12 protein-coding genes are annotated in these 18175 nt (G+C 59.3%); 4 read left to right on the forward strand and 8 right to left on the reverse strand.

Going from position 1 to position 18175, the window contains the following annotated elements; all coding sequences use genetic code 11:
• Positions 1-5 precede the first annotated feature (5 nt).
• From CHB79_RS11390 to CHB79_RS11405, 4 genes are read right to left on the reverse strand one after another with little or no spacing between them, the layout of a single operon-like run.
• Positions 6-860: a class I SAM-dependent methyltransferase gene (locus CHB79_RS11390; RefSeq protein ID WP_089360000.1), complete on the reverse strand. Its 855-nt coding sequence runs from the start codon at positions 858-860 to the stop codon at positions 6-8.
• Positions 850-1752, reverse strand: coding sequence for a class I SAM-dependent methyltransferase (locus CHB79_RS11395; RefSeq protein WP_089360001.1), 903 nt, complete (start codon positions 1750-1752; stop codon positions 850-852). Before CHB79_RS11395 ends, CHB79_RS11390 begins: the two co-directional genes overlap by 11 nt.
• Positions 1749-3200 (reverse strand): glycosyltransferase, encoded by a 1452-nt coding sequence (locus CHB79_RS11400; protein WP_089360002.1) that lies wholly within the window; start codon positions 3198-3200, stop codon positions 1749-1751. Before CHB79_RS11400 ends, CHB79_RS11395 begins: the two co-directional genes overlap by 4 nt.
• Positions 3197-4639 carry a glycosyltransferase gene (locus CHB79_RS11405; protein WP_089360003.1) on the reverse strand — a complete coding sequence of 481 codons (1443 nt, stop codon included), beginning with the start codon at positions 4637-4639 and terminating at the stop codon, positions 3197-3199. Before CHB79_RS11405 ends, CHB79_RS11400 begins: the two co-directional genes overlap by 4 nt.
• 554 nt (positions 4640-5193) lie before the next feature.
• Between CHB79_RS11405 and CHB79_RS11410 the strand changes: the two genes are divergently transcribed.
• The 3 genes from CHB79_RS11410 to CHB79_RS11420 all read left to right on the forward strand — a co-directional run bounded on the left by CHB79_RS11410 (position 5194) and on the right by CHB79_RS11420 (position 7951).
• Positions 5194-5511, forward strand: coding sequence for a DUF2388 domain-containing protein (locus CHB79_RS11410; RefSeq protein WP_089360004.1), 318 nt, complete (start codon positions 5194-5196; stop codon positions 5509-5511).
• A gap of 170 nt (positions 5512-5681) precedes the next feature.
• Positions 5682-6002, forward strand: a complete 321-nt coding sequence (locus CHB79_RS11415) for a DUF2388 domain-containing protein (RefSeq protein WP_089360005.1) — start codon at positions 5682-5684, stop codon at positions 6000-6002.
• A complete protein-coding gene (locus tag CHB79_RS11420) occupies positions 5999-7951 on the forward strand; it encodes a DUF7844 domain-containing protein (RefSeq protein ID WP_089360006.1) in 1953 nt (650 codons plus the stop codon). Before CHB79_RS11415 ends, CHB79_RS11420 begins: the two co-directional genes overlap by 4 nt.
• Here CHB79_RS11420 and CHB79_RS11425 read toward each other — a convergent pair.
• Positions 7948-8349 carry a GFA family protein gene (locus tag CHB79_RS11425; RefSeq protein ID WP_089360007.1) on the reverse strand — a complete coding sequence of 134 codons (402 nt, stop codon included), beginning with the start codon at positions 8347-8349 and terminating at the stop codon, positions 7948-7950. The genes CHB79_RS11420 and CHB79_RS11425 overlap by 4 nt on opposite strands.
• Positions 8350-8426: 77 nt before the next feature.
• Here CHB79_RS11425 and CHB79_RS11430 point away from each other — a divergent pair, with 77 nt between their 5' ends.
• Positions 8427-9362 carry an AEC family transporter gene (locus CHB79_RS11430; RefSeq protein ID WP_176443187.1) on the forward strand — a complete coding sequence of 312 codons (936 nt, stop codon included), beginning with the start codon at positions 8427-8429 and terminating at the stop codon, positions 9360-9362.
• A 2-nt stretch (positions 9363-9364) separates the two neighbouring features.
• Here CHB79_RS11430 and recD read toward each other — a convergent pair whose 3' ends face one another.
• From recD to recC, 3 genes are read right to left on the reverse strand one after another with little or no spacing between them, the layout of a single operon-like run.
• Complete coding sequence (gene recD, locus CHB79_RS11435) at positions 9365-11209, reverse strand: exodeoxyribonuclease V subunit alpha (RefSeq protein ID WP_245851479.1); 1845 nt, start codon at positions 11207-11209, stop codon at positions 9365-9367.
• Entirely contained in the window at positions 11209-14802 is a 3594-nt protein-coding gene (gene recB, locus CHB79_RS11440; protein WP_089360010.1) for an exodeoxyribonuclease V subunit beta, read from the reverse strand. Before recB ends, recD begins: the two co-directional genes overlap by 1 nt.
• Positions 14799-18071 carry an exodeoxyribonuclease V subunit gamma gene (gene recC, locus CHB79_RS11445; RefSeq protein ID WP_089360011.1) on the reverse strand — a complete coding sequence of 1091 codons (3273 nt, stop codon included), beginning with the start codon at positions 18069-18071 and terminating at the stop codon, positions 14799-14801. The genes recB and recC overlap by 4 nt, the downstream gene beginning before the upstream one ends.
• Positions 18072-18175 lie beyond the last annotated feature (104 nt).

Genomic DNA, 18175 nt, shown 5'->3' on the forward strand with positions numbered 1-18175 from the left:
CCCACCTAAAGAGGCTTGCGCGCAATAACGACTTGGCTTTTAGGCATTGCTGCATCCAGCGCCTGCTTGATTTGCTTGCCTTGGGGCAGCGATAAAAGCGTTGACCAGGTTTGTCTCCAGTTTTCTATAAGCGGATGCCAGGGCGGCGATAGAGGCTGGTTTTCACAGGCCCAGTACAGCGACCACCAAACCGAATGGTAAAAGCCATATTGGGTGGTGCGCTCAATTGTCAGGCCGGCATCAAGCGCCAGTTGGGCCAGCTCGCCGCGTTTGAAAATACGAATGTGGTTGGGCTTCTCAAAGTAGACGGGAGGGGCGATATGGGTTTGTATGGTTTCAATCAACTCGTCCGGCACCGTCAGCAGGAACAATGCACCAGGCGCCGCAACCCGAACCAATTCCTGCATAAACTGGGCAGGATCATCGACATGCTCAAGCACCTCCATGGCCACGACCCTCGTCACATGTGCATCAGGCAAGGGCAACGGGTTGGCATCGGTAACCAGTGCCTGAACGCTTCTGGCACCCGAAGCTTCAACATGGCGGCGCGCCGACTCGATTTTCTCTGCATCGACATCGGCAAGGATAATGGCGGCGCCCTGCCGTGCACTAAAGCCTGCATAACCACCATCACCACAGCCAATGTCCAAGAGTGTGTCGGCTGCTGTAATAGCAAAACCTTCAATCAACTCGCCTGTATCGCCACGCATCCAACCACTCATATAGCTATCAGCCAGGCCAACATCGATTTCTGGCTGTGGCGCAGGCACGGCGGTATCAACAGGCTCGGCCACAACTGGAGCTGGGTCGACTTGTTCAACGGAGTCCGCATTGAAAAAGCGTTTAATTTTACTGAGCATTTTTATTCCTGTTATCGGCTCGTGACTGGCTTGGTTTGCGGGCGACAATGACCTGACTCTTAGGCATCAAGCTGTCCAGGTTCTGCTTCACCGGGGAAAACTCCGGCATATCAATCAAACGCTTCCAAAGACTCGACCAGTCCTCCACTAGCGCGCTGTATGGCGGGTGTACGACATCATGGGTTTCGCCTGAGTTGGGCTCGCCGCTGTGCTTTTGCTGCGTCCAGTACATCAGCATCCACATGGTCCAAAAGAAGCCATAGGAAGCGCGGCGCTCAATGATCAACCCGGCCTCCTCGACCAAGGCGGCGAACTGTTCACGCTCGAAAATATGGATATGGTTGGGATGGCTGAAATAGTGCGGTGCCGCACAGTCTTTTTGAATGTGCTCACCGACAGGATCAGGCACGGCCAAGAGAAACAGAGCCCCCGGACGCGCAACACGCACCAGCTCACGTAAAACCCGTGCGGGATCTTCCACATGTTCCAGCACCTCAAGGGCAATGACCCGGGAGGCATACTCATCGGCCAAGGGCAGCGGCACGCTGTCAGAGACAATGCCTTCGACTCCCCGCGCCGGTGTCTCCTTGAGCTTTTGTTTGAGTGCGTCAATCTTTTCGGCAATTACATCGGTGAAGACCACATGGGCGCCGCGATTTGCGCAAAACAATGTGGCGCCGCCAGCCCCGCAGCCGATATCAAGCACCACGTCCTCAGCGGAAATAGCAAAGCCGCTGAACAACTCATCAGTGGCATTTTGGAACCAGCCACTTTGCACGGCATCGACCAGCCCGCAATCACGCGCATCAACGTAGTCTTCGGTACGGCCACTCGCAGCTGCAGATGCAGCGGGCGCGCCTAGACGCTGGAAAAGCTTTTGCAGAATCTTCATGCCGAGACCTGCTCTTCAAGCTGAAGAAAACCGAGCATTCGCTCACTGGCAACCGAGTAAGAACAATGCTGCTGCATGCGCTTGATCGCATTTTTCGCCAGTTGCTGATAACGCTCCGGGTGCTCCTGGACACAGCTGTAAGCGGCGCTATAAGCCTCCTTTAGCGACTGCCAATCTATCTGCTGGCGCAACGTACGGTAGGCGATCCTCGGATCATGGGGCCATGCGGTTGCATCTGCCCAGCTATCGACCACAAAACCCACGCTGTCGTCGATGTAATCCGTCATTGCCGAATGTCGCGGCGCAATGGCCGGCTTACCGCAGGACAAATACTCCATAAGCGGCAGACATTGGCCTTCGCCATAAGATGCATTCACGATGTAATGCGTTGCCTGGATCAGTTGGTTATAGGCATCGCCACTCAGATAGCCATGTACCAACACCACTCGACAAGCGAAGGGATCAAGGCGAGACATTGCCATTAATATGCCTCTGATCGCATCTTCATAACGGTGATGGCCCAGTTTGAAAACCAGGGTGGCGTTGGGTTCATCCTTGAATGCCGAACAGAAGGCCGTCAGCATATCCACCCAGTTCTTGCGACCATCTTGAGGATTAAACAGGCTGGTAAACACCACCCCGCTCAATTCCAGCTGACGAGTACCGGCCTGCCACGGATCACTGCTCTCAACGAAGCGATCAAGCATCTTGCGCAATTGCGCAGGCAGAGCCGGAGCCACCACCTGTTGATACCAGTGCAAGAGGTAGTGCTGGGTGATACCAACAATGGTCCCGGATTTACGTCGATAACCAAGGTGATTCTCGATTGGAATCAATCCACGAGACTCAGCAACCTCGCGCGCAATCTCCTCTGCTGTCGGCAGTAAACGCGCAAAATCAGGAGCATGGCTATCAAAGACCACGCCACGTTCTATCGCCAAGAGCTGTGACCTGGCGACAGCTGCCGTCCGAAGAAACTCGCGCACGGTCTCCAGGCGATCCCAAACGGGAGCCGGAATCGACACTACCGCGAATGCCTCGCCCATGATCTGGCGAACCGCCCTTACGCTTTGCTCCGAATGGACAATGGCCGCACCGCACTGGGCGAGACATTTACGCCAATCATTTTCAGGCCGGTCCTCCCACCAGGTTTCATCCGGCATGCTACTGAATTCCCATGCGAAAACAGGAATTGTCGGGCAGGCCAGGTCTCGGCATGTCAGGTGTGGCGGTGTGAAGCTGAGAAATACACAGTCCTCGCCCCTGGCTTGAGCCGCTGCGTAATGCGCATCAACTTCAACAGCCGGATCGGCCACCAGAACCACTTCACCAAGCGTCTTGAGCAATGGCAAGAACTCGCGAAGCACAAAGAAATAGCTGTACTCGGGTTCTCCCAGGTTTTGCACTACGGTTTCAGCATTCATGGCGCTATAGAGCAAGAACTTCATGCTTGAGCTCCAGCCAGGCGTTGTTCGCTACCTGAGCCCAGTCCTTGCAGAAAATCCTGCACCTGCTGTGCAACGACTGGGGTATCAGAAAACTCACGCAATTGATGCCAAGCGTGCTGGGACATTTGCTGATAACGGGCAAGGTCACCGCCCGCAATCTGATGACAATGGCGATACCCCTCCATCAGCGATTGCCAGTTCAATCGATATTTGCGCGTGCGAAAAATTCCACAAGGATCGTGCGCCCAGCAGGATGGTTCGACGCTGGTTTTCACGACATAGGCCATCTGCTCATCGACATAATCGAGCATCGCCGTATGCCTGGGGGCTAGAGCGGGTTTGCCGCTGGCAAGAAACTCCATCAACGGCAAGCACAAGCCTTCGCAAGTCGATGCATTGACATAAAAGTCACTGATCTCAATTAACTGCCGATACTGCTGATCATCGAGAAATCCGTGTAATACCAACACTCGGCATTTGAAAGGTGCTAAGCGCGACAATAGGGTCAGCAAAGGAATTCGGTAGTGTTCCAGATCATGGTGGGTCATCTTCAGGATCAAGGTCGCATCGCTGGTTTCTGAAAATGCCCAGCAGAACGCAGTCACGATATCGATCCAGTTTTTGCGGCCATCGCGCGGATTAAGTACAGAGGTAAACACCACGCCTGACAATTCAATGCGGCATGCATGCAACGCTTGCGCACCGAGTTCACTATGGGCAGGCGCAGCAGGCTTTTCACGCCTGGCCACAGCGCTGGGCCTGTTGCTCAGGGCCTCGCGCCACGCGTGATAAAGCGCCCGGGTACGTCCAACCCGGCGGTGATCTGACTTCGCCGCTGCAACCAACAAGGGCGCTTGGGGCCGGGGCATATGCTGGACCAAGCCATCGGCCGAAAGTCCCAGTAAAGGGCTGTCGATGACGTGCCCGGTGAACTCGATAGAGCGCCCTGGCCGGCAAGGTGTCCAACCACCTTCCGGCATCAGAGCTTGGAATCGTGACCAGACAGGTGCTGGTATCGCAGTAACTGGATAGCTATTACCCATGGCTTTACGCACTGCATCCGCCGACTCACGGCTGCAGGCTATGGCGCCTGCAATGCCTTGCAGGACATAGCGCCAATCATTACGTGGTTCGCCTTCCCAAGGCTCATCCGGCACATTGTCGAACTCCCAGGCAAACAGGCAAATCGTTGGACACTCAAGATCAATGGGGGTCTGTTGCGGAGGGCTTACGCTGATAAAAAAGACTTGCTCGCCAGCGGCGCGATACTGTTGGTACAGGCTATCGACCTGATCGGCCGACTCCACGCTGATGACTTCGGCTATCTGCTGCAAGGCAGGCATGAATTCTTTCAGCAAAAAGAAATAGCTGTATTCGGCCTTGCCCAAGGAGGCCTGGATATTCGACTGGGTGATTTTCGAACTGATGAGAATAATCATGTACGGCTTGCAAGCCTTTAGCGTCAGATCCCTGGCTGCGAGCAACCAAGCTTGATTGTTATTATTTTTAAGCCTTGCTTGACCTGACGCCGAGAGATCAAACCGTTATAAAAGCGATAAATTCGCTATTTTTTTCAGGTTTTCATGACATATGGCGGCAATATCTGCAGGCAAATATTTTTTCACGACCCCTCAATACCACCAGCATTTAGTTTGGCTTGCAATAGGCAAATCTATGATATGTGAAATTTTTTGTAACCTGCGAAAGGCGCAATCTAGACGCTTTGCGCCGGCCCAGTATTTGCAGGGCCTGTGCTGAAACCTATGCGTAGTGAATAAAAACTGGAGCGCATTGAATCAAGGCCAGTGCAACTTTCGCTGCCGCCCAAACTCATAGCTTGGCGCTACGCACAATCCGCTGGCCGAACCTTCAGCTCCCGGATTAAAAAATCTATTAGCGGGCATTACCTGACGCGGCATAATCAGCGGGCTAGGCTTATACTCACCCTAGGTGCCCAGCGCCCAAAATCTATCCACAGCTTGGAGTTTTCAGGATGAATCCCTTACGCACACTTAGCTTCGCAGCCCTTATGGTTTTGGCAGCCAATGCCTCGGCCACCAGCTTTGTGGTCACAACCGATGCCATTGTTGGCGCTGTTGCAGCAACCACGGATGCAACCTCTGATGTCAGTTCGTCGTTCAAGGACGACAAAGTTGTCTTGGCAGCCCGTGATGACGCAGCCAGCTTCGTTGCCAGCCAGGGCGCCATTCGTGGCGTTCATCTGGAAGCCGCTCTGGATCACATCCGCACCACAGTTCCAAGCCTGCAAGCCAATGATATGCAGCTGGCTCAGGCCATCATCAGCCTGTAACCGCCCAATAACGCCACGGCCTGTTCGTGGCGTTATGCATTTCCCCTGCACCCCTGGCTATCGGCCTGCCGTGTGAGTCAAAATCCGCATACCATGCTGCTACCTGTGTAGCGGAACCGGGCCGAGTTTTGCCCGTCCAATCGCTATCGAATTGTTTTACGGAGATTTTTATGCGTCGCATTTTGCTCACTTCTGTTGCCGCAGCCGCACTCATGGCCGGCTCCGTCCAGGCCCAGACACTGGTTGCGACCAGTAATATCATTGTGCGTGCTCTTGATCGCACCCTGGATTTCACCTCGGACACCACCACATCAATCCGCGACTCCAAGGTCGTGCGTGAAGCCCATGATGACGCGGCCAGCTTTGTCGCCAGCCAGGGCGAAATCCGTGGTGCCAACCTTGAAGCGGCAATCACCACTATTCGTAGCCGCGTACCCGAAGCCGAAAACGCCTCCGACCTGACCCTAGCGCAAGCCATTCTCGCTCTGTGAGTCTGGCGCGTACCTGCCTGGCTTTTTGCCTGCTACTGGTCTCCACTGGCAGTTACGCGCAGCTAAGCCTGGAAGTTGATGGCGAGAAGCTAAGCGCGTCGGAGCAAGCGGCCAGCCAGGCGTTGCTCCAGGATGCACTGCAGGTGCTGCCGCCCCAATTCCGTCAGCGCCTGGATCGCAAGGTCAATTTCAGTTGGCAGCAATTGCCGGAGCAGGTCTACGGGCGCACGGTAAAGGTCGATCAGATCCGGCTCAACCAACGACTATTGCCGGCGCTGGTTGATGGCAGCGCGCAAACCCAACAGACCAATCGTCCCCACGGCACGGTGCGCAGAGAATTACTGGCCACGGTGATTCACGAACTGACCCATCTCTACGACCGCGCCCAGCTTTGGCCCACCGTAGAAAAAATACGCCTGCAGCGCTGCCAGAATCGCGCCAGCAGCAGCGGCCTTGTTGGCTTGCCGGATAACTGTCGCGGCGAAACCGCACGACGCTTCACCCTCAGCGATAACCCGCGCCTGCTGGATATTGCAGGCTGGCCGCAATATGTGGGCCGCCGCGGCGAACGCGAGCAGGAAAACCATCAGGTTGCCCGCAGCCCGGACCTTTACGAGCTGGAAAACGCCCGCGAATTTGTTGCGGTCAATATGGAATACTTCCTGCTCGATCCCGACTTCGCCTGTCGCCGGCCAACACTGGCCGCCTACTACCGCGAACAGTTTGCCTGGACGCCACCGAACCAGGCCAAGTGCGACACTAGCCTGGCTTATCTCAATGCGGGCAATGACTTCGCCAAGGAACCACTGGGCAAGATTGATCCGGAGCGCGTCTACGCGGTCGATTATCTGCTGGCCGAGGCCAACGACCAGCTTGCCAGCCGCTGGGGCCACAGCATGATTCGCCTGATCATCTGTGCGCCGGGCCGGCCACGTGGCCCAGCGTGCAGGCTCGACCTGGACCAGAGCCTGGTACTGTCCTACCGCGCCTTTATTGGCGACGTGCAGCTGTCCAGTTGGGGCGCGATGATTGGCGCCTATCCATCCAGATTGTTTGTCTTGCCATTGGCCCAGGTGGTCGATGAATACACCAAGACCGAGCTGCGCAGCCTGATTTCGGTGCCGATGAACCTTGATCGCCAGCAGATCAATGATTTTGTCACCCGCTCGGTTGAGCAGCACTGGAGTTACGACGGCAACTACTACTTCCTGTCGAACAACTGCGCGGTGGAAAACCTGAAACTGCTGCGCACGGGCACCAACAACCCCAAGCTGCAAACACTCGACAGCATCATGCCCAATGGCTTGCTGGAAGTCCTTGAGGCGCGCGGACTGGCGGACTCGACTGTACTCAAGGATCGCAAGGAGGCCATGCGCCTGGGCTATTTGTTCGATTCGTACCGCGATCGCTATCAAGCCATGTTTGATGTGTTGCGCACTCACTTGCCGATCAAGCAAGAGTCCGTGGAAGACTGGCTGGAGCTACCAGCCAAACAACGCAGCCAGTGGTTCGCCCAAGCCGACATACGCACCACGGCGGCAATGATGCTCCTTGAAAAAGCCGCGCAGCGTAAGCAAATACTGGTCGCCCAACAGGAGCTCAAGGAACGCTACCTCAGCGGTCGAAAAGTGCCTGACAAAGGGCTGGACAAGGCAGGCAACGCCCTTGAGCAGATCCTCGCCAATAGCGGCTTCCTGAGCCGGCCAGCGGAGATGCTCGAGGGCGGTTATGGCTTGCCCCAGCCAGCCGAATGGCAGCACCTTGAAACCGAGAGCAGCAACCGGCAAAAGTACCTGCTGAAACTGCGCGACTCGCTCGACAATGAAGTCCGCAGCCTGCTTGAGCCAAAACGGCTGGCGGAGCTGGAGACCATTGAAGACAACCTCAAGCTACTCGGCAAACACTTGCGCGAGATGCATAAGGCCAGCGGTGGATTGATGCTGCCTTAAAGAAGCTCTTGCTGCTCCTCTGGTAATTCGGGGTCAAGCCGCAGCCACGGCAACCGGCTTTGCACCCAGATATGCCGGTCGGCAGCTGCCAGCTCTGGGTGATCAAGGGTTGCGATGGTGACGTCCAGGGTGTGGGGGCTGAGCGTGGTGAACAACGCCAGCTGCGCACCGCAATCGGCACAGAAATAGCGCGTGCAACTGGCTGATGACGCATATTGCCTGGCCTCGCCTTTGAGCCAGGCAAAACTCGCCAGCGGCACGGTAATCCAGGTGGTGACAATTGCTCCGCTGCTGCGCCTGCAAACCGAGCAATGGCAATGCGCGATGTCCTGCAGCGGCGCATCGAACTGATAGCGCATGGCACCGCACTGGCAACCGCCGCTATGGAGCTGCGTCATGGTCATGCCTCCCGTTATGCAAATTACAACGACCCTGGACAACCTTGTTGTTGCGCTCCAGCACGCCACTGAGCAAGATAGCTGCCTATCTATTGCAGGAGGTTACCGTGCTTGAGCTGCTACTGGCCTTGTGGCCGTTATTTGCCCTGATTGTGGCCGGTTTCTATCTGCGACGCTGGAACTTTCCCAATGAAGCCTTTTGGCCCGGCGCCGAACGCCTCAACTACTTTATATTGTTCCCGGCACTGTTGTTTAGCAACCTGGCCCGCGCGCCACTGGATAATCCTGCACTCAAGCAACTGGCGCTCGCGGTGATGCTGGGGCTTGGCATCGGCTGGCTGGCGCTGCTGCTGATGCGCCGCCTGCGGGGCTGGCCCGCCGCACGTTTCGGGGTATTCACCCAAGGCACGCTGCGCTTTAACACCTACCTCGGCCTTGCCGCAGTTGGCAGCCTGTTTGGTCAACCAGGGCTCACGCTGGCCGCACTGATGCTGGCGCTGATGGTGCCGACAGTGAATGTATTGTCAGTCTGGTCGTTAACCGCCGAGCGCGGTATCAGCCTGCGCAGCCTGCTATTGCCCATCGCCAAGAACCCACTGATTCTTGCCTGCCTCGGTGGCGCACTGATCAACCTCAGCGGTATCGGCCTGCCCGGCGGCAGCGATCGACTCCTTAGCCTGCTGGCTGCCGCCAGCCTGCCCCTGGGCCTGCTTTGCGTTGGCGCGGCGTTGAAACCTGAAGAGCTGGGCGGGGAAGTTCCGGCCCTGGCCTGGAGCAGCCTGGCGCGCTTGGTCGGCATGCCACTGCTGGCGTGGGTGATTGCGCAGGTTCTCGGCCTGCCAGCGATGGAAACCACCGTACTGGTCTTGTTCTTTGCCCTGCCGACAGCGCCCACCGCCTATGTGCTGACGCGCCACCTGGGCGGCGACAGCCAGCTAATGGCGGGCGCTATCACTCTGCAAACACTGCTCGCCGCCGCTAGCCTGCCGATTATTCTGATGCTGCTGGGCTAGGCTCAAAATAGATCCAACTGCCCCTGATGCCCAGCGCTCGCTGGCTCATCACGGGGCGCCAGTACAGCCGGGGCGGTCGGCACCCTGGCCAAACGCTCAGCCAATCCAGCAGCGCGCTCGGCGCGGGTCGCCACGGCTTCGGCCAGCCGCTGGGGCAGGCCCCAGATCTCGACCTTGTGCTTGGCCCGGGTAATACCGGTGTAGAACAGGCTGCGGGTCAGCAACGGGCTTGGCTGCTCAGGCAGCGCCAGCAAGACTTCGCTGAACTCCGAGCCCTGGCTTTTATGTACGGTCATGGCAAATGCACTGTCGTGGCTCGGCAGTCGCGCCGGGGCGAATGGCCTGAAGCCCTGCTCGCCCTCGAAGAACACGCGCAGGCCGTGCTCGGTCGGCAAACAGATACCAATATCGCCGTTGAACAAACCCAGTGCATAGTCATTCTGCCGAACCATTACCGCTCGCCCGGCGTACCAGCGCTCGCGGCTGGCGACTTGCTGGCGCCGCCTGATGCGCGCCTCCAAGGCTTCATTGATACCCGCCACACCCCAGGCCCCTTCACGCTGGGCGGTGAGCACACGGAATTCATTGAAGGCAGCGAACACGGCTTCCGGGTCGGCGCTTTTCACCGCGTGGAAGTAACCGGCGTAGCCCTGGGTAAGGCGCTCCAGCAGATCGGTCGCGTTTGGCTCTGCCTGCCAGGCAAGGTCAACCCGCGACTCTCGAAGCAGGCTCAAGGTACCCGGCACGTCACCGGCGTTTATTCGCCGGGCGAGTTCGCCAATCCCGCTGTCACCGGCAAAACGATGGCTGTGGGTCAGCAATACCACGGCATCACCAAGTTGTGACGCCGGTGGCTGCACCTCTACTTGCTGCCCGGTAATGCGTTGCAGGTCGGCCGCTGCCTGGGCATCAAAACCACGCCCCTCGCATAGCTCGGCAAAGACGGCGCCCGCTTCAACCGCTGCCAGCTGGTCTTTATCGCCGAGCAATATCAGCCGCGCCTTGGGCGGCAAGGCATCGACCAGCTTGGCCATCAACGCCAGATCGACCATGGAGGCTTCATCGACCACCAATACATCAAGCGGCAGAGGATTGGCCGCCGTATGCCGCACCTGCGGGCTGTCACCGCGACTACCGAGCAGGCGGTGCAAGGTACGCGCTTCTTCCGGGAGCATCTGCTTGACCGTATCGCTCACCGGCAATGCAGCCTTGGCGTTGCGGATGGCCTCGGCCATGCGCGCTGCGGCCTTGCCCGTTGGCGCACCAAGACCAATCGCCAACTGCCCGCCACCCGGCTGCTCAAGCAAGGCCGCGAGCAAGCGCACAACAGTGGTGGTTTTACCGGTGCCGGGGCCGCCGGAAATCACCGCAAGATTACGCCGTACCGCTTGCGCCGCGGCAAGGCGCTGCCAGTCAGGCTGCTGGGTATTGAAGGCAAACAAACGCTCAAGGGTTTGTCCAAGTATGGCTTCATCAACCGCTGGCAGAGCGGCGGAGCGGGCCAGCAATTGTTCGGCGAGCTGTTGTTCGTAGGCCTGATAACGGGCCAGATACAAGCGCTGGCCATCCAATACCAGCGGCGTAAAATCACCGGCCTCACCGACCAACGGCGAAGCATGCAAGATGCTCAACCAGTCAGCCAGTGCGGGCAGTTGCGTGGTGTTTTCCGGCCATGGCCGCTGCCCGGCCAGGCGCGATAGATCCAGGCACACATCGCCCTTTTCCAGGGCGGCGCAGGTCAAGGCGGCGGAGGCCAGAACCCATGCATCTGCATCCGGCTGCAACCGCTGCAGGCTCTGTACCAGGGCACGCTCCAGGGCACCTAATGACAACTGGGCAAGATCAATCATGCAGACACCTCGGCGCTGAATAACAGATCAAGGGCATCCAGCAATTCATCACTGGGCCGCGAGAAATACACCCCAGCGCTCGGCATGCCGCGCAGGAACAAGTAATAGGCACCGCCAATGTGCTCATTGCTGAAGTCGCTCAGGCGCTGGCGCAAGAAGCGCCGCAGTGCGACCAGATAAATCAGGTACTGCAAATAGTAATGCTCGCGGGCCAAGGCCTGCACCAGCCGTTCACCGCCGTAGAAACTGGCATCCGGGCCAAGCCAGTTGGATTTGTAGTCAGCGATATACCAACGCCCTTGATACTCAAATGTCAGGTCGATAAACCCCTTCAGAAAGCCTTGCAGGCTGTCGAATTCAAGCCGCGCCGCGGCTTCTCGCATGGGCTCGGCCAGACCATGGGCCGGGTCAGTCAGAATGGCGCGCAAGCGCTGCACATCCAGACGCTTCACTGGGAAGGTAAAGCCCAGCTCAGGCAGGCGACGCGCACCCGCAAGGCTGGTCAGGGTCAGTCCTGCGCCGTCCAGATCAGTATCGAGCACCTGTTGCAGTTGCTGACGGGCGATTTCAGTCCAGTCGCTGGAAATGCCATGGCCGCTCAAGGCAGGCTCGACCAGTTCCGCCAGCGGCGCCTTGTTACAGGCCCAGTCTTCGAGGATTGCATGCAGGCAAGTACCGGCCCGTGCTCCACGGGGGAAGGCGTAGAAGCCCATGCCTGGCTCGCTGGCGTCGGGAATCACCAGCCCATCGCGGTCAGGCGCCTCCATGTGCATGCCGGCTGACAAGCCAGAGAAACTGCCAATACGCCAACTACTGTGCAGGCTGCGTTGCAATTGCGCGAGTTGCTCAGGCGCCGGGGCGCGATGCTCACCGGCGGCGCTGGCTTCAGTTTCCAGCAGCGGGCTCAGGCCAATATGGCCCTGGCTGGCATTGGCCAGAGCTTCAAGTTCTGCATGTATGCCCTGTGGCGCCAGGCTTTGCAGGTGCTCAGCCAGCTCGACAAGGGGGTCGTTGCCCCGCAGATCACGACCCTGTAGCAGCCAGGCCAAGGCGCTGCTGTGCAGGCCCTCATCGCTCAAGGTGCCGTCCTTTTTCGGTTTGCAGTCGATTGCGCCCCAATGCAACCACAGACGCACGGCAGCGCGGGTCATGGCCACATAGGTGAGCCGTAAACGCTCGGCAAAGCGCTCTTGTCGCGCCAGTTGGCGATGTTGCTCAAACTGTTCGCCGCCAAGGTCGAGCAATGGCGTGCCGTCTTCGGCATGACAGGTGATGTCTTCCGTCTTGCGCAACAACGCGCCATCCCAGAGGTAGGGGCAAAACACCAGGGGATATTCCAGGCCTTTTGAAGTGTGGATGGTGACTATCTGCACCCGTTCGGCATCGCTCTCAAGACGCAGCAGGGCCTCTTCGCCGTGATTGTCCACACCGCGCTGGGCGTTGAACCAGGCCAGCAACTGCTCCATGCCCGGGCGCTGCAGGCTTTCGTTCTGCAGCAGTTCGGCCAGGTGCAGCAAGTTGGTCAAGCGTCGCTCGCCATCGACCACCGCAAGCAGGCGCTCGGCAACGCCTTGCTCGTCCAGCCAGGCGCGAAAGGCGCGCATGAAGCCTTGTTGCTGCCAGAGTTGATGATAGCGTTCAGCTGCTTCACGCTCCTGATCCCAGGCCCGCGCATCATCCTGGCAGGCCGCCAGGTCCGCGGCGCTGCGCCCAAGCAAGCGTGTAGCCAGGGCATAGCGCAATGCACCTTCACGGCCCGGCTCAGCGTAGGCTGCCAGCACCGCAGCCAGGGCCTCTGCCTCTTCGCTGTGCCAGACACTTTCCTTACCGCGGCGCACGCTGGGTACGCCCCGCGCCGCAAGCTGCGCGGCGACCTCAGCGGCTTGTCGGTGACTGGCGACCAACACCGCGATATCACCGCCCTTGAGCGGTTCGTGCACGCCATCATCGTCGAAGTAAGCCTGGCCCCTGGCGCTTGCAGCCAGCAGGCTGGCGATTCGCCTGGCGGTGTCGATGGCGACCAGGCTGCCCGCCTCGCCTTTGCTCAGGTAATCATCCGCCAGCCAGACCAACGCCAGCGAGGCATCGCTTTGCCCCTCAAGCGCTGGCAGCACCAGCTTGGCCCGCGCCTTGTCGCTGGCACCAACGCTTGGATAATCCAGCCCCGCGACGGCAAACGGCATGGGCCGGTCAAATACCTGGTTAAGGGCGCTGATCAGTTGTGGCGTTGAACGGTGGTTGGTCGCCAGGCTGTATTGCCGGGCGGCTTCACCACGCGCAGTAAAATAGGTGGCCAGGTCCGCCCCGCGAAAGGCGTAGATTGCCTGCTTGGGATCGCCGACAAAACACAGGTCGGCACGATTTTCAGGCTCATCGATGACCTGCGATGGCTCGCCCCTGCTGTCTGAGTAGATACGCCGGAATATCTGGTATTGAATCGGATCGGTGTCCTGGAACTCATCAATCAGCGCCAGCGGATACTGCTCGCGCAACGTCTGGGCCAGATGCTCGCCACCTTCGCCATACAGGGCTTGTTGTAGCTGGTTGAGCAAGTCATCGAATGCCAGCATGCGCTGCGCCGCCTTGCGCGCCGGCAGTTGTTGATTGAGCTGGCCGATCATCCGTACTTGCAGGTCGATCAGGCGCTGCTCAGCCTCTGGCTGCGCCGCGTCCAGTGCGTCACACAGGCCCTGCAAGGCATCGGCGACCGCTTCCAACGGCGCCGAAAACCCCTTGTTGGTGCCCTTGATCAACGCTTCGCGGGCCAGTTTACGCAAGCCATCGACCTTGCTGAACAGAGCCGCCGCATCACTGAAATAGCCATCCAGCTCAAGCTGCCAGAAGCCGAATTTCTCGGCGCTAAAGCTGCGCTTATTGAAGCCATCAAAGGCTTTGAGCTGCTCGATCCAGCCCGCGCCCTGACGCAACCAGAAGTCTTTGGCGTGCTGCCAGGCGCTACGCAGTTGAGCCAGCTCGGCCGGAGCGCTCGGCTGGGGCTCAATGCGCAAATAGGGTTTGCCCAAATGGCTGCGCAAGCGCTGGCGCAGCACCTGCGGGGTTATTTTCTGCTGCACCAGAAACGCCGCCCATTCAGGTTCTGCGCTGGCCAGCTCAATGCGCCAGAGATCGGCGATCAGTGCATCCAGCAGTTCGCGGTCATCCTGGGTCAGTTCGTTATCAAAATCGCCGCCGGCTTCAAACGCCGCATCTTGCAATGCCCGCTGGCAGAAACCGTGGATGGTGAAGATTGCCGCCTGGTCAAAACCATGCACCGCAAGCAACAAGCGCCGATGGCTGGCCGGGTCGGGGAACTGGTCATGCAAGGCATTGAGCAAGGCATCATCGCCATGACCTTGCTCATAAACCACCAGCAACTCGGCCAGGCGCTTGCGTACCCGCTCACGCAATTCGGCAGTGGCAGCCGTGGTGTAAGTCACCACCAGAATCTGGGAAACGGACAGCTGTTTTTCCAGCAACAAGCGCGCATAAAGCAGCGTCAGGGTGAAGGTCTTACCGGTGCCAGCACTGGCTTCGATCAGCGAGCGACCTTTGAAGCTGTCGTGCAGCAGGTCCAACTTGGCGCCACTCATTGCTCGTCCTCATCGCCTTGCAGGGCATCCAGCGCGGGGCCATACAACTGTTCGGCCAACGCCTCGAAACGTTCATCCAGGGGGTCTCGGTCACGAAACGCCAGTGCGTTCCAGGGGTCCTGGCTTTCGCCACTCATAAAGTCATTACCGGCCCACAAGATACGTGCCTCGCTGCGCGCGGCGTCTATGGGTTCCTTGCGCCCTGGTTTGCGCCATTTTTTAGCAAAGCCATAACTGCACTTGGCCAGTACCGGTAACGGCTCGCACAGCGCCGAGCGATAGGCCAGCAGCCAGGGTTCGAGCAATTCACGGGCATTGCCCAGGGCACCGAGACGCCACTCGCTTTTCGGTGACAGCAACCGGCTCTCGCGACAAACCGCCGGGTTATCGCTGCAATTGAGCAGCAAGTGACGCAGCCAGAATGGCGCCAGCTCCCATGCACCCAAGTCGCGCAGCCGATAATCAAACAGGCCAGTCTCGCAAACACCTTCGAGCCAGCCATGAATGCGCACCCCGGCGAGCTTGATATCAACCAACACCGGCTGCGGCGCATCATCCGGCCGCTCGGCAAACAGTGTCGGTGCGAAGGCCCGGATCGGCCCGCGAATCTGCCCCCAATACGCCTGTCCCAATTCGCCCACCGGCAACCAGCCGGAGGCTGCCGCGACTGCACGCTCCTCGGCTTCGCTCCAGTTGCGCTCGATCGCCTGCAAAGCCAGCTGACGCAAACCATGGGTCGATGTCCACTCGACACTGAAGGGCTCGTCGCCAGCCAGCGCGTCCTCGGTTTGCGCCAAACGCAAGCCAAGGCGTTGCTCAAGCAGATAGCGCGCCGGGTGCTTGAAGCAATGAATCAACTGGCTCGGCTCCAGCATCAGCCATTCCTCATCCGGCTCGGGTAAACGCTCGACAAAAGGCTGGGCGAGCATATTCGCCGGTTCTGCAAGACGCTGCGCGGCGCGAAACCAGGGCGCGGCAAAACCGGCATGGCGATCCTGTTGAAAGTTGGCCGGGGCAAAGGGCTGCAACGGATGCTGGAGGACGATGTGTTTGCTCGCGGTTTGCGCATAGGCATGTTCCGCCCCGGCGCATACCGCAGTCAGGTCAACCACTTCGAGCAATTCGCTGATCAATACCGAAGGCGGCAACTCGGCATTGCTGCGCGGGTCACGACCGACGTAGCTGAGGTACAGGCCACCGCGTGCGCTAAGCAGGGTTTCGAGCAGCAAATAGCGGTCATCCAGGCGCCGGGCACGATCACCCCGGCGCGGTTTCTGGCCGATCAAGTCAAAACCGGCCGCAGGCGTCCTGCGCGGCAGTGCGCCGTCATCCAGGCCCAGCAGGCACACCTGCTTGAAGGGCAGGCTGCGCATCGGCACCATGGTGCAGAAGGTCACCGCACCGGTCAAAAAGCCCGAGGCACCGTTGCCCTGCTCCAGCGCAGCGCTGAGCTGCTGACGAATCAGGGCCAGCTCAAGGGGCCGCTCGATACCGGATGCCAGCGCCTGCTCCTGCAACGTCGCACATGCCTTGGACAGCAACAACAAGGTGTCGCCCGCCTCGCGCTCATCAAACAGGCTATCGACCAATTCAAGCAAGGTCTGCGCCCATTCACTCAATGAGCGTGGACGCTGCATGTTTTGCGCTAATCCGGCGAGCCGTTCGACAAACCCGGCCAGGCGTCCGAGCAATTGACCACGCGCGCCTTCCAGTGCATCCAGCGGCCAGCTTTCACCCAGCAGCGGCGCAGCCAGACCGGCCAGTTGCGGCGGCGCGGCAAAGCCCAGCAACAGGCGATCGAGGCCCTGGCGCCAGGTAAATGCAGCATCAGCCGGCAACCCCAGTTGCTGACGGTGGCTGCTGTCGCGACCCCAACGCACGCCAGCCTCGTGCAGCCAGTCGCGAATCAGCGGTAAATCCTCTGCTTCGATCCCGGCCTTGCGGGCGATTGCGGGTTGCTCAAGCCAGGTCAGTACCTCTTCCGCGGCGAAGCGGCTGTCGGGCAGACCGAGCAGGCTGATAAAGGCCTCAATCAGCGGTATTTCAGCGCGCATGCTGCGGTCGGCAAGGCTGAACGGAATGCGCGGCACGCCTTCACGGGGCGCGAACACCGCCTCGATATAGGGCGCATAACGCTCGATATCCGGCGTCAGCACTACCACCTGATCGGGCGTCAGCGCTGGATCGGCGGCAAAGCGGGCGAGTAGTTGGTCGTGGAGAATTTCGACTTCGCGCAGTGGCGAGTGCGCGACATGAACCTCCAGCGAACGATCATCTTCGCGCAGCACCAGACGCTGCTCGGGCGTACGGGTTTGCAGGCGCAGGATGTCGTTCTGCAGGGCTTGCAGCAGGCTGTCGTCATGCAGCGCATCGTCTTCAGAATACAAGCCAATTTCCTGGCTGCCTTCACTGCTGGCCAGGGAGAACAAGCTGTCGAAGAAGTCGCGTCCCTGTTTGCCCAGGCTCGCCAATAATGGATGGCCGACATCCAGGTACCAGTCATCCGGGCTCAGCTCAGGCTGACGCGCCAGCTCACGGATATCACGAATCTCGCCCCAGGCTTCGCGGCAGGGGTTGAGGGCGAAGATGATCACTTCTGTGTGCTTGGCCAGGCCATCGAGCACGCGCATGTGGTGCGGCGGCAAACTGCTGATGCCAAATACCAGCAATCGCTCCGGCATGTCGGCAATAGGGTCACTGCTGTACAGGCGCTTGAGCAAGTCATCGAGCAGGCGCGCCCGGTGTGGGTGGCCATCCTTGGTCAGTTCGCGCCAGAGCAGGGCCTGCCAGGCCTCGTCCGGGCCCAGGTCCAGCAACTCATTGCGCTCCCAGGCCGCCAGCCAGTCATCACGGTAGAGCAGATACTGGTCAAAGACGTCCGCGATCTTCGCTGCCAGCGACAACCGGCGGCGTTCATCACCGCCTTCAAGGTAGTGCGCCAGGCGTGGCGCCAGAGCGAGATGCTCAGCCTCGCAAAGCCAGTCATACAGGCGCCAGCTGAGGGTGGTCGGTGAGAACGCGGATTGCTCGGGCAACTGGCCGAGCGCCAGGCGTGACAAGTCCCAGACAAATTTGGCGGGCAGTTGCACATCCAACTGCATGGCAATGCCTTGCTTGCGCGCCAACTCAAGCGTCAACCAGCGACCCATACCCTGGCTGGGCACCACCACCTTGACAGCTGCAAAGGGATCGCGCAGCGGCTGGGCAAGCAGCGTGGTCGCTAGCTCACCAAGGGTTTCCAGGTCTGGCGCGTGATACAGAGTCAGCATGGGTCACATCACATCCGGGCAATCTGGCTAGATTAACAGTTCAGCAAGGTGACAACAGACTCAGGGCCGCAATCTTTGGCGGGATACAGATCCAGTGAGGCGGA

It is taken from the genome of Pseudomonas segetis (assembly GCF_900188155.1).
In the GTDB taxonomy this organism is placed as follows: Bacteria; Pseudomonadota; Gammaproteobacteria; order Pseudomonadales; family Pseudomonadaceae; genus Aquipseudomonas; species Aquipseudomonas segetis.

What these genes read in the sequence shown, in the direction of transcription:
- CHB79_RS11390 (WP_089360000.1), bottom strand. Translation starts at nt 860, where the DNA reads ATGCTCAGTAAAATTAAACGCTTTTTCAATGCGGACTCCGTTGAACAA.
- CHB79_RS11395 (WP_089360001.1), bottom strand. Translation starts at nt 1,752, where the DNA reads ATGAAGATTCTGCAAAAGCTTTTCCAGCGTCTAGGCGCGCCCGCTGCA.
- CHB79_RS11400 (WP_089360002.1), bottom strand. Translation starts at nt 3,200, where the DNA reads ATGAAGTTCTTGCTCTATAGCGCCATGAATGCTGAAACCGTAGTGCAA.
- CHB79_RS11405 (WP_089360003.1), bottom strand. Translation starts at nt 4,639, where the DNA reads ATGATTATTCTCATCAGTTCGAAAATCACCCAGTCGAATATCCAGGCC.
- CHB79_RS11410 (WP_089360004.1), top strand. Translation starts at nt 5,194, where the DNA reads ATGAATCCCTTACGCACACTTAGCTTCGCAGCCCTTATGGTTTTGGCA.
- CHB79_RS11415 (WP_089360005.1), top strand. Translation starts at nt 5,682, where the DNA reads ATGCGTCGCATTTTGCTCACTTCTGTTGCCGCAGCCGCACTCATGGCC.
- CHB79_RS11425 (WP_089360007.1), bottom strand. Translation starts at nt 8,349, where the DNA reads ATGACGCAGCTCCATAGCGGCGGTTGCCAGTGCGGTGCCATGCGCTAT.
- recB (WP_089360010.1), bottom strand. Translation starts at nt 14,802, where the DNA reads ATGAGTGGCGCCAAGTTGGACCTGCTGCACGACAGCTTCAAAGGTCGC.
- recC (WP_089360011.1), bottom strand. Translation starts at nt 18,071, where the DNA reads ATGCTGACTCTGTATCACGCGCCAGACCTGGAAACCCTTGGTGAGCTA.